Origin of the sequence: Brevundimonas sp. BR2-1 (genome assembly GCF_037626195.1) — a bacterium.
Classification (GTDB): Bacteria; Pseudomonadota; Alphaproteobacteria; order Caulobacterales; family Caulobacteraceae; genus Brevundimonas.
Genome location: NZ_JARKMV010000001.1, coordinates 316,010 through 330,168 on the forward strand (window position 1 = coordinate 316,010; position 14,159 = coordinate 330,168).

14 protein-coding genes are annotated in these 14,159 nt (G+C 67.6%); 6 read left to right on the plus strand and 8 right to left on the minus strand.

Going from position 1 to position 14,159, the window contains the following annotated elements:
• Positions 1-13: 13 nt before the first annotated feature.
• The 6 genes from BrevBR_RS01600 to BrevBR_RS01625 form a co-directional block, all read right to left on the minus strand.
• Positions 14-259, minus strand: a complete 246-nt coding sequence (locus tag BrevBR_RS01600; RefSeq protein WP_339999711.1) for a hypothetical protein — start codon at positions 257-259, stop codon at positions 14-16.
• A gap of 80 nt (positions 260-339) precedes the next feature.
• Complete coding sequence (locus BrevBR_RS01605; protein ID WP_339999712.1) at positions 340-2,364, minus strand: ATP-binding protein; 2,025 nt, start codon at positions 2,362-2,364, stop codon at positions 340-342.
• 418 nt (positions 2,365-2,782) lie between these two features.
• On the minus strand, positions 2,783-2,995 hold the full coding sequence (locus BrevBR_RS01610) for a hypothetical protein (RefSeq protein ID WP_339999713.1): 213 nt from the start codon (positions 2,993-2,995) through the stop codon (positions 2,783-2,785).
• 522 nt (positions 2,996-3,517) lie between these two features.
• Entirely contained in the window at positions 3,518-3,913 is a 396-nt protein-coding gene (locus tag BrevBR_RS01615; RefSeq protein ID WP_292099925.1) for a response regulator, read from the minus strand.
• Between the two features lie 288 nt (positions 3,914-4,201).
• On the minus strand, positions 4,202-4,576 hold the full coding sequence (locus tag BrevBR_RS01620; RefSeq protein WP_339999714.1) for a PilZ domain-containing protein: 375 nt from the start codon (positions 4,574-4,576) through the stop codon (positions 4,202-4,204).
• A gap of 622 nt (positions 4,577-5,198) precedes the next feature.
• Positions 5,199-5,597, minus strand: a complete 399-nt coding sequence (locus BrevBR_RS01625) for a hypothetical protein (RefSeq protein WP_339999715.1) — start codon at positions 5,595-5,597, stop codon at positions 5,199-5,201.
• Between the two features lie 295 nt (positions 5,598-5,892).
• Here BrevBR_RS01625 and BrevBR_RS01630 point away from each other — a divergent pair, with 295 nt between their 5' ends.
• Genes BrevBR_RS01630 through BrevBR_RS01655 form a run of 6 tightly spaced genes read left to right on the plus strand, consistent with a single transcriptional unit; the run spans position 5,893 to position 10,120 of the window.
• Positions 5,893-6,525 (plus strand): hypothetical protein, encoded by a 633-nt coding sequence (locus tag BrevBR_RS01630; protein ID WP_339999716.1) that lies wholly within the window; start codon positions 5,893-5,895, stop codon positions 6,523-6,525.
• A gap of 2 nt (positions 6,526-6,527) precedes the next feature.
• Positions 6,528-7,412 carry a CsgG/HfaB family protein gene (locus BrevBR_RS01635; RefSeq protein ID WP_339999717.1) on the plus strand — a complete coding sequence of 295 codons (885 nt, stop codon included), beginning with the start codon at positions 6,528-6,530 and terminating at the stop codon, positions 7,410-7,412.
• 16 nt (positions 7,413-7,428) lie between these two features.
• Positions 7,429-7,932: a hypothetical protein gene (locus BrevBR_RS01640; protein WP_339999718.1), complete on the plus strand. Its 504-nt coding sequence runs from the start codon at positions 7,429-7,431 to the stop codon at positions 7,930-7,932.
• Positions 7,929-8,699 (plus strand): hypothetical protein, encoded by a 771-nt coding sequence (locus BrevBR_RS01645; RefSeq protein WP_339999719.1) that lies wholly within the window; start codon positions 7,929-7,931, stop codon positions 8,697-8,699. The genes BrevBR_RS01640 and BrevBR_RS01645 overlap by 4 nt, the downstream gene beginning before the upstream one ends.
• A 60-nt stretch (positions 8,700-8,759) precedes the next feature.
• Entirely contained in the window at positions 8,760-9,311 is a 552-nt protein-coding gene (locus BrevBR_RS01650; RefSeq protein WP_339999720.1) for a hypothetical protein, read from the plus strand.
• On the plus strand, positions 9,311-10,120 hold the full coding sequence (locus tag BrevBR_RS01655; protein ID WP_339999721.1) for a YkgJ family cysteine cluster protein: 810 nt from the start codon (positions 9,311-9,313) through the stop codon (positions 10,118-10,120). Before BrevBR_RS01650 ends, BrevBR_RS01655 begins: the two co-directional genes overlap by 1 nt.
• A 134-nt stretch (positions 10,121-10,254) precedes the next feature.
• On the opposite strand, the gene BrevBR_RS01660 is transcribed toward BrevBR_RS01655, so the two are convergent.
• A complete protein-coding gene (locus BrevBR_RS01660) occupies positions 10,255-11,805 on the minus strand; it encodes a tyrosine-type recombinase/integrase (RefSeq protein WP_339999722.1) in 1,551 nt (516 codons plus the stop codon).
• Positions 11,806-12,054: 249 nt separating this feature from the next.
• The gene (locus BrevBR_RS01665; RefSeq protein ID WP_339999723.1) at positions 12,055-14,076 is read right to left on the minus strand and encodes a pre-peptidase C-terminal domain-containing protein; all 2,022 of its coding nucleotides are present in this window, start codon (positions 14,074-14,076) and stop codon (positions 12,055-12,057) included.
• Between the last annotated feature and the right edge of the window lie 83 nt (positions 14,077-14,159).

The window sequence follows — 14,159 nt, forward strand, 5'->3', positions numbered from 1 at the left end:
GCGGCGCTCGCCGTTAGTCGCCGGCGTTCGGCTTTACCGGGATCTTCAGGAAGCTGACGCCGTTGGCTTTGGCGGGCGGGAATTCGCAGGCGCGGATGTTGACCTGGATCGACGATATAGGCATCGCCCGGAGCTGAAAGATCACGTCCCATTCCGTCCGTATCCTGACGAACGGGTCCTCGGTGACGTCGAAGAGCGACGCGGCTCTCATACCTTCCGGGTGTGGTTCGCGAGCCGTTGGCGCGGGACAGGTTTTCATGCCGTCGCCTCCAGATACGCCGCAAACGGCGCCATATTGAACGGTGTTGCGACCCTGCCCCCTTGCCGGCGCGTTCTGGACTAACCGCGCCGAGCAACAGCGCTCGAGGCGTCGGCTCCGCCCCGCAGCAACGAGAACGCCTCGCTGATCGCCGCGCTCAGGCGATCGACCGTGATCGGCTTTCCGACGTGGCCATCAGCGCCCGCCGCCAGCGCGGCGGCGACATGTTCCGGCAGGGTGTTCGCGGTGAGCATGAGCAGGGGGACCGGTGGCCGTTGATGGTTTCGCTCCCAGGTCCTGATCTCCCGGACCGCGGACAATCCGTCGAGGATCGGCATCTGCATATCCATCAGCACCAGATCGAAATCTTCGCTCCGAAACGCCTCGACGGCCTCAAGGCCGTTTTCCACACATCGCGTATCGGCGCCGAAACCCTTGAGCATGAGGTCGACGACGATCCGGTTTGTCGGATGATCGTCCGCCACGAGCACCCGAAGGGCTTGCCCAGGCATGGTGAGAAGCGACTCATCGGCCGGCAGGGGAACGGCGTCGCACAAATCGAGCGGAAGATTCACCCAGAAGGTGGAGCCTCGGCCGGGCGTACTTTTACAGTTCAGTTCCCCGCCCATCAGGACCACGAGCTGCTGGCAGATCGACAACCCCAGGCCCGAGCCTCCGTATTGACGCGTGATCGCCCCATCCGCCTGTTCAAAGCGGCGAAAAAGGCGGTCCTTCTGCGACGGGTCGAAGCCGACGCCGGTATCCTGAACTTCCACGCGCAGTCCCCCATCACCCCCGGCGATAACGCGGACATCAACCGAACCCGTACGGGTGAATTTGACCGCGTTGGAGACCAGATTGGCCAGGATTTGCTTGGTCCTGGTCGGATCGCCGCGGACCATGCGGTCCATCTCGGGATCGACCGAGAGCGTCAGACGCAGGCCCTTCTCGTCGGCCATCAATCGCGCGAGACCCGCCACACCCCGGACCAGATCGCCGAGGTGGAATGTCACCTGCTCCAGGACCACGGCGCCGGACTCGATCTTGGCGAGGTCGAGAATGTCGGAGAGCAGCCGTTCCAGCGTTTCCCCTGACGAGCGGATGAGGTCCGCCAGACTCCGGTCTTCGGGCCGCAGGTCTCGTCTGCACAGCAGGTCGGCCACGGCGATGACGCCGTTCAGGGGCGTGCGGATCTCGTGGCTCATGTTGGCGAGAAATTCGCTCTTGGCCTCACTCGCGGCTTCGGCCGCGCTTTTGGCAAGGGCCAGGGCCTCGGCGGACTGGCGTGAGGCTTCCTCGCGCGCCCGCAGTTCCGTGATGTCGATCGCGACGCTGACCAGTCCACCGTCGGACAAGCGCCGGTCCTCGAAGCGATACCAACGACCGCAGGAGAGTTGCTGCTCACGTGGCTCCGCCGCCTCGCGCCGGGCCGCCAGCCGATCCGCGATCCAGGTCTCCTCGCGGCCCTCCGCCTCCGGATGTCGGCCGTCCGCCAGGTCCGCGCGCAAAAGGTCGGTGAAGCTCATGCCCTGACGCAGATTGGTGTGGCCGTCATCCGCACCGCCCGCGACGACATAGGGCTGGTTCCAGATCACAAGGCGGTCGTCTGCGTCGTAGAATGCGAGCCCTGCGGGCAGCACCTCCAGAGCCCCTCGCAAATATGCAAGATAGGAGGCCTCGGCTGCGGCGGCCTCCCGCGCCCGCGCAAACGCTCTTTTCAGCCTCTGTTCGCGATGATGCTCCTTGGAGATATCTCGCGACGTCGCCAGGAGCCGGACCACGGCTCCCGCCTCGTCGCGCACCGGGGAGACGACCGTAAGCCACCAGCGTGGGCGGCCTTTCGCGGTCGGACAGAAGGCGCTGAACCGTCCGACGCGACCGTGGTGCGCCTCCTCCAGCGCCTCCAGGAGCAACGGCCGGCTCTCGACCGGCCAGAGATCGGACCAGAGACGCCCCCTGTTGCGATCAAAGGCAGCGATCTCCAGAAGCTCAAGGCCTCTGGCGTTCATATACTCTACCGTACCGTCCAGAGCCAGAATCCGCATGACATCCTGGCTGGCCTCAGCAACCGCCGCGAAATAGCTCTCACCGAGACCTGGCAACACCTGCGATACTCCTCGCCCACACGCCGATGCTAGGCGGGAAACGCAAAGAAGGCCTGAATGCGGTGCCCCAAACCCGAGACCTCTGTCTGGCGCCGTCAAGCCGCGTCCTCACGGAGGAGGGTTGCGAGCGGGGCCGCCACCTGCCGTTTGATCCCGCCGGTCGCTGCACGCTTCCAAGGCAAAGCTTGGCGATGCTGTGCGGCGCCTGACACAGGACCCTTGAAGGAGTTCCTCATTCGCCTTCAGGTAAAGCGAGGCTTCCAGGTTGGTTGTTCGACTTTTCAAAGGCTCCGGCCGCGAAGCGGGCGCTGACGAACCCAGTCTGCAGGCTCGCCCGTGCGGCTGGGTGGCCGCCCTGTTTGTCCGCAGCCTGCGGGGAGGATCGGCTAACCCATCAGCCGGCGATGGGCCAGGGACGTCAGTTCGGCCAAACCTGGCGCATCTGACTGCCGCCGTCCGGCGACATCACGCCGCTCGGACGCCCCTTGGCCCTCGCCCCCTTGGCCATCCGGATCGCCGCCTCTTCGGCGTCGATCTTGTAGTCCAACCTGCCCCGCACGATCCCGTCCGACATCACCGTCCAGCGGTCGCCGTTTCTCAACACAAACAGTTCGACAGCGTCGCTGACCATCGCATCCTCCGTGTCTTCCGCTGGTGCGGTCGCCGCAGCCCATCCACGTATAGGCCATCGCTTCGCTCAATCCATCCTGCAGGCCTGCGGCCCGGTCGTTGCTCATCACAACAGCCAACGGCCGCGCCGCCGGCCAGGCGCCGCCGAAGGGCGATCTGTTCGCCGCAGGTCAGTCCGCGCTCCCATTCGGAAACCGGCAGCGCGGGAAGACCGTCAGCGTGTCCGGCGCTGGCGGCCGACATCGCCAGGGAATGGGCCGCGATTTGCAAAAGCTCCGAAAGCTGGACGCCCTCGCGCGCGAGGCCGAGGCTCACTCTGGTGGCCCGGTGAGTGGCGTCTTCGAAGGCCCGAGGCGTTTTCCCGCGCCAGAAGAAGGCCGACGGGGGATCGCAACGGAAACCGCAAACATCGGACGCGACGCTGGGCGAGGAGGGACGCGCTCTTCGCGAACGAACTGCGGACGCCCGACCTCCCCCGCCAACCGCCCGGGCGCCTGGACGGCCGGGTGCAGCCATCGGCCCGTCAATTGTGCGGCTCGGCAGCGTTCAACAGGGAAGAGATCGCCACCACAATCTGCGTCGGCACGAAGGGTTTGGTGATCATCACGCTGTTGGGGACGCCGCTTGACGTCCATTCGTGCCCGTCCTTGCCGCTGACATAGATGACCGGCAAGCCGGAAATCAGCTCGCGGGCATGGCGCGCGACCGCCCAGCCATCGGCGCCCGCGCCCAGATTGACGTCTGTGATCAGGCCCTGGATTTGGTACCGACCTGAATCGAGGATCTCCAAGGCCTCTTCGGCGTCAGCCGCGAGAACCAGGCCGAAGCCGGCGTCTCGAAGCTCACACTCGACAAGCTGCTGAATGAGCACCTCGTCCTCAACATAGAGAAGCGCTCCGGCGCGCGGATCGGCGGACATCACGGCCGGCTCCCGGATCGATCTTTCGCGACCGCGTCATATCGAGGGCGATCCGCGAAAGTTCGCCTCGGCGTTGGGCGGCATGGGGCGATCCGTTCTGTGATCATGGTCAACTTCCCCACAGCGCCGCACTCGCCGACGCGCGAGGCGAACCGTGAATGACGGTTCCGCCTCCCTGTTCCTGCTCTCTCCTGGAAACGTACGCTTTCGGACATAATCGTGTCGTCGGTGACACACGCCCATGCTGGGAGGCGCTCTCTTGATGACTGCGAGATCCGTTTCGGACCGCTAGTAGCCGTCTTCCGCGATGCCGCGCCGTGATTGACGCAACTCCGCGGCGGCGCGCCGCAATCCCTCGATCTGCCGCTCCACCGGATCATCGAGCGTGGCGATCAGTCGGACGCCGACTTCATCCCCGCGCTGCCAAACGATATCGGCGAGGTGCCGAGCGCCGGAAGGCTGAACCTGCAGGCGCAGGCGGCCGGTCAAGGCGACCCTCACCATCAAGCGGAGCCGCGCGCCGTCCTCGTGAAGGTCGCGGATGATCGCGTTCGCAACCTCGTTCCAGGGACCATGGATGATCTGGCATCGCAGCACACACCGGTCCCGTTGAACCGTGCGGCGGTCGGCGCCGGGCTCCGCAGAAGGCGATCTTGTCCTCATGACGCTTATGATTGACCCGTCGGGCTTTCAAAACCGTTGACCGGACCCGCTGCTTATCCGGACAGCTGGATCCTGCCATGACCCGTCCCATGACCTCGCCATTCAATCCGGTCTGCCAACGGCGCCGCGAAGCGTCTTGGCAATCAGCGTGGTGTCCCTTTTCATGGACGTCTCGTCGGAGATACCTCATCGCCACGGCGATGAGGGGCCCGGAGTAGGCGCCGATGGTGTCGAGGGATTGACGTAGGCTGCAGGCCACGCTCAGGTTTCCGACGGATCGATCTCGGCAACCGCCGACTGAGCAGTAAGCGTCGTCACGCTGGTCGCGAATCTGCATTCAGGAGGCAAGTGCATCACGCACCGGTTCGGTAAGCTCGAAAGGTACCGCCCCGCGTCTTCTGCTGAATCACTCTGACCCGCTGTCGGCGTGCGTCGCCTCGAGCAACGGCGCTTACCCGAAGTCGCACGAGGCCACACGCTCGCAGCTTGGCTCGAGAGCGCAGTTGAACATCGCGAGATTGCGGACACGTCTTGCCACCTTCAACGGCTGTCAAATGGTCAAATGTGCTTCGGCGTCTGCGATAGGCGACTCAACCCGTGGCTGATTCCGACGAGTTCGGCGTTACCGGGGAGCGCCGTTCTGACGTCCCCATCGGTCGAAGATCTCAACTCGTCCGCTGAGCATCACCGTGCCCAGGCTCGCGCCGACCGGAAACAGGTAGACGCCTCGGGCGTCGGGCCTGACGGGCCGCCCATCGACAGTGAGCGTCAACTGTCTGTTTGGCGGGCAGGTCTGTCGGGGTGAGCAGGCCGTCGAGACCGCGTATTCACCCCGCTCGACCCCCACACGCGCCGAGAAGCGACCTTCCCGATCCGTGGTCGCGACCACAATCGGCGAGCCACCGGGATTCTTGCCCAGTTTGACATCGACCCCGGGGATCGGGTCGCCCGGGTAGATCGCCGCCCCCGAGACCGCCAGGGCAAGGCCACTCAGGGCGATGAGTCTGAATCTCGATGTCATGCCGGGTTTCCCGCAAGGCCATGTCGGCCGCCGTTTGCGGTCGGACAACGCTGGTCACCGAGAGACCTCGCTGTCAATACGGCCTGTGGTCTCCCCTGATCCGATGGGCATTCAGATCAAACCTGACGAGGGCCCTCTTCGAGCCTGGATTGGCGTTCCGCCAGCGCCTCCAGACGACGACTGTCGCTGAAACCGTGCTCCGGGTCCTGACTGTTCGAGCCGCATTGACAGCCAGGCTTAACCGTGACCAGCCTGAGAAACCGCCGATATTCAAGCGGATACTGGAACTGTCATCATGACATCGCGAGTGGGTCTGATCGGGCTGGCCAGTCTGGCGGGCCTGGCGTTGTCGACATCCCCCGCCTACGCCCAAACGACGCGCAGCACCGGCGGCTACATCTTTACGGACATCCTGATCTCCTCCATGCGCGGCGGTCGCACGGTCGCCACCACCCGTACCGACCGGCAGGGCGGCTTCCGCTTCGAACTGCCCGCGGGCGACTACGACGTCTGTCTCAACGGACCCGGCCTCAGGTCGGCGATCGACCGCTCCGGCGGCGGCCAGGGTGAGGACCGCATCATCGGCGTCCTGATCGGACTGCTGCTGCCGGCGGTCCAGGCCGCATCTGGTGAGCGGCAGCTGACCCTTCCCGGCGCCGCTTCGGGGCCGGGCCAGGACGGACGACGCGGCCCCTCGCCAGTGGCTCGGGACCTGTGTTTCCCCTACACCGTCAATGCGGGCCCCGGGCCCGCCGATGGTGGACGCGCCGGCGGCGTCCGGGTGGCGGTGGGCGACATAAACGGCGACGGACGCGCAGACCGACAGGTCGATCCGCGCATCCCGCCGCCTGGCTCCCAGGCGGCCCCCGCGCGCGCCGCGGCGCCTCAAACCGTTGCCGTCGCCGGCGCCGTCCGCCTGGTGCGATGACCATGACCTCCACACGTTTGAACAGACGACTGATCCTCACCGGCGCGACCCTGGTCCTGGTCGCCGGGGCCGCCCGCGTCGAGGCCCGGCCCCAGAGCCGCGCGGCCTTTGACGGACTGAGAAAGACCATCGCGGTCGATACCTTCCTGGCTACCGAGGCCGTCGGCGGCTCGGTCACGGCCGAGGGCATGACCGCCATGCTGACCCAGGCCCTGGTCGAGGACGGCCGTTTCCTGGTGGTCGAGGGGTCCGGCGGGGGGATCGCGCCCAGCGCCATCGTGCGCGCAGCCGTGACCAAATATGAAGCGGCGGCGGGCGGCGGCGGACTGAACATCAGCGGCGGCCCGCTGGGCGGCCTGCTGGGCGGCCGGGCGAGCACCCGCAGCCAGACCGCGGTGATGGAGATCGCGCTGCGCCTGGTCGACGCCGCCACGGGCCAGGTGGTCTCGACCTCCAGCGCCCAGGGGCGCGCCTCGTCGCGCACCTCGGCGGCCGGATTGGTGGACAACTGGGGCGGCGCGCGCCTCGGCGGCGAAATCTTCCGCGCCACCCCCATCGGCCAGGCGGGCCAGGACGCCATCATGAAGGCGGTGGATCAGATCGCCGGGGGAATGCGCCGGGTGGAATGGTCGGCGCTGGTGGTCGATGTCGCCGACAACGGCGTCTATCTGAACGCCGGGGCCGACCGCAACGTCCAGTCCGGCCTGACGCTCAGCGTCTGGCGGCCCGGCCGCACCCTGACCGACCCCGGCACCGGCGAGGTGCTGGACGTGGAGATGGCCCGCATCGGCCAGGTCCGGGTCGAGACCGTGCGCGCCCGACTGTCCACCGCCAGCGTCGTCGACGGCGAGCCGCCGATGCGCGGCGATGTGCTGAGGGTGGAGTAGAATGAGGACCAGCGACATGAGACGAATCGCCCTCGCCGCCGCCGGCCTGCTGCTCGCGGCCTTTGCGCAAGGCACTGCGGGAACGCCGATTCAGGGAACGGAGGTCGGCCTCGAGGGCGACCCCGGCTCGATCGCCGCCCCCGTCCGGACCGATGCCCGGGGCGAGGTCGTCTTCTCCGTCGGACCCGGACGCTATTCGGTCTTCCTGACCAACCCCTCGGCCCCGACGGTCGTGACCGTCACGCCGGTCAACGACGCGCCGTCGATGACCTCCGCGCCGATCAGGCCGGGCCGGGGCCGGGTCTTTGCGGTCGACGCTGCGGGGCGCCGGCTGGTGACCACCGTCCCGCGCGGCGGCGGCCGCGTTCGTGTCACCCTGAGCGTCTGGGATGATACCGATATCGTGCACCGCCAGGTCGATCATGGTCGGATCGACGGCCCCCTGACCGGGGCTGGCCCCGCCGCTGGACCGCGCCGCGGGACCCCACTAGTTCCCCAACCACGGGAAGACCGCCGATGATCCGTCGCCTTCTCGCCATCGCCGCCGCCAGCCTGCTGCTCGCGGCCTTCGGGCAAGCCACGGTGGGCACGCCGATCGTAGGCATACCCATCGGCCTCGAGGGAGACCCCGACCCGATCGTCGCGTCCGGCCGCACGGACGCCCGGGGCGAGGTCGTCTTTTCCGTCGGACCGGGCCGCTATTCGGTCTTCCTGACCGACCCCTCGGCCGCGGCGGTCGTGACAGTCACGCCAGTCACCGACGCGCCCTCGCTGACCTCCGCGCCGATCAGTCCTGTTCGGGGCCGGGTCTATGCGGTCGATTCTTCCGGCCGCCGCCTGACGACGGTAGTCCCGCGCGGCGGCGGTCGCGTCCGCGTCACCCTGACCGAGGCGACCTCCCGCACCACCGCGCCACCGGCTCCGGGCGGCGCATCGCGGTCAGAGACCGGATACCCGCGGGCGACCGTCAACTCATCGGGCGGAGTCATCGCCGCCGAGGCCGCGGTCCCCGTCAACGGCATCGGTGGAACCGGCGGCGGCCGGCTGTCGAACAGGGGTCAGTCAGAGAACGGAGAAACGCCGGCGACCGTCGCCTCATCCGGCGGACGCATCGACATCTTGGCGTGGTCATGGGGGCGGATCGACCGGTTGAATACGGCCGAGGCCTGCACGGCGCGACGCGGCGTCGTTCTGATGCATGAGGGCGTCCAGCAATGCCGCCTGCCGGCGACGGCCCGCCGCGAGGAGGCCGGTTCGGCCCTGGGGCAAGTACCGACCACGCGATAGATCGACCGGGCCCGCCGACGGGCCGCCCGTCCCAATGACCTCAAGAAGGAACTGAACACCATGCGGAAAGCAGCGATCATCCTGGCCGGCGCGGCCATATTCGACCTCGGCGTCGTCGTCGTATCGGTCCAGGCGCAGGAGAGCTTGCGCCCGGCGCCCGGGACCGTCGTCACGGCACCGGGAGCGACCGCGAACCGGGATCACATTGACCAGGACGCCCAGCTCACGGCCTGCGCCAACGGCAAACACATTCCACAAGCCCCTCTCAGCGCATGTCGGGCTACCCCATCGGATCCATCGGGCCGCGCCAGTCAGACGAGAGCCGTCGACATGTTCCTGAAGATCGGCGCCGACTTCACCGCCCGGGCCTGTGCGTCCCGGCGCGGCGCGGTCGTCAGGCATGAGGGGGTTCAGCAGTGCCGCCTGCCGGCGACGGGAGACCTCGACATCCACAAACAGGGTGTCGCGTTGAACTTTACGAAGATCGACATCGACTATACGGCCCGCGCCTGTATCGCCCAGCGGGGTGAGGTCGTCACGCGGGACGGCGTTCAACAGTGCGCCCTGCCGGCCGACCCCGGGAACAACCGGGCCGGACCCAGCCGACGATAGTGGCTGACGAGACGAGCTCCAGTCGCGCCGACGTACGCCGCGGGACGCCGCCGCAAAGGGTCGATCCGGACGATGATGCGGTCGTGCGCCTGTCGGCGGCCCCGTCCGACGGGGGGCCGACCGCGACCGGCCGGGTGGTTCTGGAGTTGGGCAGAGAGCGGATTCCGGTCGAGATGACCGTGCCGGCCGGCCCCGTCACGGTCGAGGACCTGCTGCCCATCGTCCACGGCCTGAGCAGCCTGTTCGCGACTCGCGCGACGGCGCGGGTCGAAGCCGAAGGGCGCGAGATTTCCTGCCGCGCCGGCTGCGGCGCCTGCTGCCGCCAGCTGGTGCCGGTCGCCCCCGCCGAGGCCCGCGCCCTGGCCCGGCTGGTCGAGGCCATGCCCGAGCCCCGGCGCGAGCGGGTGCGCCGCCGCTTCGACGCGGCCCTCGACACCCTGGAGCCGCTGGGTCTGATGGAGCGGCTGGACCGGAACCGCGACGATCGCCTGCTGATCGCACGGGAGTATTTCGCCGCCGGCGTCGCCTGTCCCTTCCTGGAAGACGAGGCGTGTTCGATCCACGCCGACCGTCCGCTCTCATGCCGCGAATATCTGGTCACCTCGCCGCCGGACCTGTGCGCCGCCCTGTCTCCAGGCATCGAGAAGGTGACCCTCGAGGCCCGGCCGTCGCTGGCCCTGCTGAACGCCGATCTCCGGGACGGCTGGATGCCGCTGGTGCTGTCGCTGGTGCAGGACGCCCAGGCGCCGCCTTCGCCGCGTGACCGACCGGCGGCCGACATCCTGAAACAGGTGATCGGCAGCCTGTGAGAACACGGGGCGAATGCCGACGGTGTTTCGTCTAGTGTTTACGGTGCTTGATCGCAGGTCCGCAGAGCGGACTTCGTCACCTTCTGCGAGTCGTCAAATAGCGGCAATACGCGCTCCACCACCCAAGAGTGTCGTCACCGAAACCCACTGATCCAACGCTCGACTTCGACCTTTAATCCACCCCTCGCCAGCTCGAGGCCTGCCTTCGCAAGGATGTCCATATGGGACGACGCGACCTCGGGCCGACGAGCCATATCCATGCATAGCGAGACGACGGCGTGGTGCAGGTCACCCTGCGCAACCAGTCGAAGAGCCCGGGCCTTGGCTGCCTCGATCTCTGATGCGGATGCAGCCGCCAGCGTGTCGAGGGATCCGCCCGCGTTTTCGGCTACGGGCTTTGTTGATCCAGTCAGATGTCCGGCCCACGCCGCCAAGGCCGATCGCTTTTCCGGCAGATAGGTGTGACGGTCGTAAACGCCGGTGACGGCGGCCCCCTCGCTGGGTGTATGTCCCAAGACCAGACCGACGACGAACCGGGTGATACCATACCGGCCGGTCAAGGTGGTCGCTCCCGAACGCCGTACGTCATGCGGAGAGCCGACCGGGATCTTTCGGCGGGCGCAGGTGCGCGCAAAGGCCCGCGTGATGGCGTGGGGGTCCAGATGCTGGTCAGGCGCCCGTCCAGACGGAAATACAAACGGACTTTTCGGATCGAGCGCGAAAGCCTCCTCGAGAACGGTCAGGCAATCCGGACCGAGGGGCACGACGTGTTGATGCTTCGCCTTGGCCCGCGCCGACGGGATGATCCAGACCTTGGCGGCGAGATCGAACTCTGTCTTGAGGGCGCCGGCCACCTCGTTGCGGCGGGTCAGGGTCAGCATCAGGAGCTGGATCGCCAGCCCCATCACCGGTTCGAGGCGGGCGTGGACCCCGGCGGTCTTCTCGCCCGGAGTTCTCGGCGAGCTGGCCTCCACGGCCGCCTGCCAGAGCACCTGGAGTGCGGCATCGTCAAACATGCGTTCGCGGGATGTCAGGGCGAGCGGCCGGGCAAGACCGGCAGCGACGTTCGATTCCAGCCTTTCCTCAAGCACGCCGAACCCGAGCACGGCGTGCAGGACGCCTCCGATCGACGCGACGCTCGCCGCTGACAGTCCCTTTTCGGTGATCAGTGTTCGCATGAAAGCCTTCACGTCGGCGCGCCGGATCTCGGTGAAGTCACGACCGCCCAGCGGACCCTGGATATGGTTTTTCCAGATGCTGCGCTCGTTCTGGATGGTCACCGCCCGCTTCGGCTTTCGCCGGCCGCCATGCAATCCGACCTCCGCGGCGCTCCAGTAGGCTTCGGCGAGCTGGTCGAGCGTGTCCCCGGTGCTGGCCTGCTCGCGGATCCGTTCGCGCGCCGCTTCCCTCTCGCCGACCGGGTCAAGTCCATCGTTGACCGCGACGCGCATCGTTGCAGCCTTCGCCCTCGCCTCAGCGAGAGAGAGACCGGGATAGAGGCCCAGCACCAGACGCCTGCGCTTGCCGCTTTCGGTGACGTAGCGAAGCTCGAATTGTTTGGATGACGAAGGGAAGACCCGAACCGCGAGACCACGAGTTCCGATGACCGTCTTCTCATAAGCCTTGGCCGCTGGCTTGAGCGCCGCAACCTGCCGGTCTGTGGCAAGCTGAATGGACCTTCCCAAGACACCTCCGCCTGTTCGCAAATCGTGGGACAGGCTGGCTAGACTAGCCTTTCGTGGGGCACCAGTGGGGCATTTTATGCAGTACTCGTTGAAAACCGCTGAAATGCCAAAAAATTCGATGCACAACGTTTTCAGTAGATTACAAGCGTTTTGAAAAGTAATGAAACACCCTGAAAAGGCCCTTGAGGCGATTCACACCGAGGGGGTCACAGGTTCAATCCCTGTCGCATCCACCATCACCCTTCCGGATTATTGAGCCCCCGCCGCCGTCGCCGGCAGGCGCACGATCACGTCATCGACCTGCACCCCGCCGCGGTCGACGATCAGGTTCTGGTAGTTGCGCTGGCCGTCCTGGGTCTCGGATTCGACGTTCTCGACCTGCTCCCGGAACTGGCGGCGGAGATAAGTGGCCAGTTCGCCGGCGGTGACCAGCCGGTCGCCATCGCCGTCGGCCTCGCCGCCCATGCCCGTGCGCAGGAAGTGGGACAGATAGCCGCCGGCCTGGAATTTGTCGGCCACGGCGCTGGTCAGATCCTCCTCCGAGCTGAACAGCCCCATCACCCCCGGACGGTCCACGACATTGCGCGCGAAGCCGCCCGAGAAGCAGGAATCGATCACCAGCAGAGACAGCCGGGTGCGCAGGGCGCCGAACAGCCGGCCCATCTCGGTGTCGCTGATCTGGCCGTCGCGCAGCACGATGGATTCGGACTTGCCGTCCGGCTCCAGCCCGCTGACCGCCACTTCGGACTGGTCGCCATGGCCCGAGAAGAAGAACAGGAAGGTGTCTTCCGGCCCCGCCTCGGCCGCGACGCGGGCGAAGGCGCGGCGCACGCCGGCGACCGTGGCCTCGGCGTTTGTCAGCACCAGGCTGGCGTCGTTCAGCGACCCGTCGGCGCGCAGGGTCTCGGCCAGTTTGCGGGCGTCCTCGTCGGTGAATTCGAGGTTGCTCTGGGCCCCGCCGTAGTCGGACACCCCGACCATGACCGCGAAGACCCGCGCGCCGCCCTGCACCGAAGCCTGCCGCGGCGAGCCCTGGCTGGGGCTGACGCTGAAACGGTATGAGCCCGTTTCCCCGGGGGCGTAGGAGGTCACCATGACCTCGTATTCGCCGTCCTCGGCCAGCACCGTATCGAGACGGCTGTCGTGGCCGCCGTCGCGGGCGTCGTCATTCTCCTGCTGCTCGCCCGAGGGCGTCCGCAGGATGGTGTAGGCGTCGAAGGCCGAGGAGGTCAGCTCGACCGCCACGCGTTGGCCGCGCTGGCCGGCGAAGCGGAAGGTGTCGACGTATTCGCCGGAATCGAGGGTATCGTCGCCGGCGTCCAGCGATCCGCTGACGGTCTGGCCGATGGCGATCCCGCCGTCGGCCGAGGCGCGTTCGGACGGGCGCACCGCGGGCGGAGGCGGCGTCGCGGCCCCGGTTCCGTCGAGCACCGCCAGCCGGTAGCCTCCCTGTTCGCCCGAGGCGTAGCTGGTGGCGGTGATGCGGTATTCGCCATCGGCCGGCAGGGTGACGACCAGACGGCTGTTTCGCCCGTCGGTCACCGCCGGATCGTCGTCGTTGAAGGCCGAGAAGTCGCCGGGACCGTCGATGGCGACGTAGGGGTCGAAGGCCGTCGAGGTCAGCCGCAGGTCCAGGGTCTGGCCGCGCCGTCCCCGCAAGACATAGCTGTCGGTGTATTCGCCACTGTCCAGCTGAGGGTCCCCGGCGGCCAACCGCCCGTCCAGCGTCTGGCCGACGCGAATCGCGCCCGGGGCGGCTGCGGCGGCCGGAGATCCGGCGGGTCGCGCCGCGGCCCCGCCCAGCGTCAGGGTGTAGGCTCCCGTCTCGCCGGGCTCATAGCTGGTCGCCGACACCTCGACCTGGCCGTCGGCCGGGGCGGTGAAACGAATCCGGCTGTCGCGCGAACCCCGCGCGGCGGGATCGTCGTCATTGTCCTCGCTCAGCCCGCCCGGGCCGCGCACGAGCAGATAGGGGTCGAAGGCCGAGGACGAGAGGGTCAGCTCATAGGTCTGACCGCGCCGGACCGGGAAGGTGAATTCGTCGGCGTATTCGCCGCTCTGCAGGGTGTCGTCGCCCCGCGCCAGCTGGCCGCGAACGGGCCGTCCGGCGGTCAGGGAGCCCGCGCCCTGGGCAGCCGGAGCCGCCGCCGGTTGCGCGGAGGGCCGCGCGCCGACCGGCCTCTGCGGCGGAGTCAGCTCCTGCGCGACGGCCCCGCCGACCAGGGAGGCGAGCGTCAGCGCAGTGGTGGCGGCGAGTATGGTTTTGAGCATGAGGTCCCCCGAAACCGCACTCTGCCCGGGAAACAAGAGTCTGTCAGCGGTCATTCTCATGGGTTTGAGGCCGGCGGGGCCAC

Coding starts and splice junctions, on each gene's coding strand:
- BrevBR_RS01600 (WP_339999711.1), bottom strand. CDS start 259: ATGAAAACCTGTCCCGCGCCAACGGCTCGCGAACCACACCCGGAAGGT.
- BrevBR_RS01610 (WP_339999713.1), bottom strand. CDS start 2,995: ATGGTCAGCGACGCTGTCGAACTGTTTGTGTTGAGAAACGGCGACCGC.
- BrevBR_RS01615 (WP_292099925.1), bottom strand. CDS start 3,913: ATGTCCGCCGATCCGCGCGCCGGAGCGCTTCTCTATGTTGAGGACGAG.
- BrevBR_RS01620 (WP_339999714.1), bottom strand. CDS start 4,576: ATGAGGACAAGATCGCCTTCTGCGGAGCCCGGCGCCGACCGCCGCACG.
- BrevBR_RS01625 (WP_339999715.1), bottom strand. CDS start 5,597: ATGACATCGAGATTCAGACTCATCGCCCTGAGTGGCCTTGCCCTGGCG.
- BrevBR_RS01630 (WP_339999716.1), top strand. CDS start 5,893: ATGACATCGCGAGTGGGTCTGATCGGGCTGGCCAGTCTGGCGGGCCTG.
- BrevBR_RS01635 (WP_339999717.1), top strand. CDS start 6,528: ATGACCTCCACACGTTTGAACAGACGACTGATCCTCACCGGCGCGACC.
- BrevBR_RS01640 (WP_339999718.1), top strand. CDS start 7,429: ATGAGACGAATCGCCCTCGCCGCCGCCGGCCTGCTGCTCGCGGCCTTT.
- BrevBR_RS01645 (WP_339999719.1), top strand. CDS start 7,929: ATGATCCGTCGCCTTCTCGCCATCGCCGCCGCCAGCCTGCTGCTCGCG.
- BrevBR_RS01650 (WP_339999720.1), top strand. CDS start 8,760: ATGCGGAAAGCAGCGATCATCCTGGCCGGCGCGGCCATATTCGACCTC.
- BrevBR_RS01665 (WP_339999723.1), bottom strand. CDS start 14,076: ATGCTCAAAACCATACTCGCCGCCACCACTGCGCTGACGCTCGCCTCC.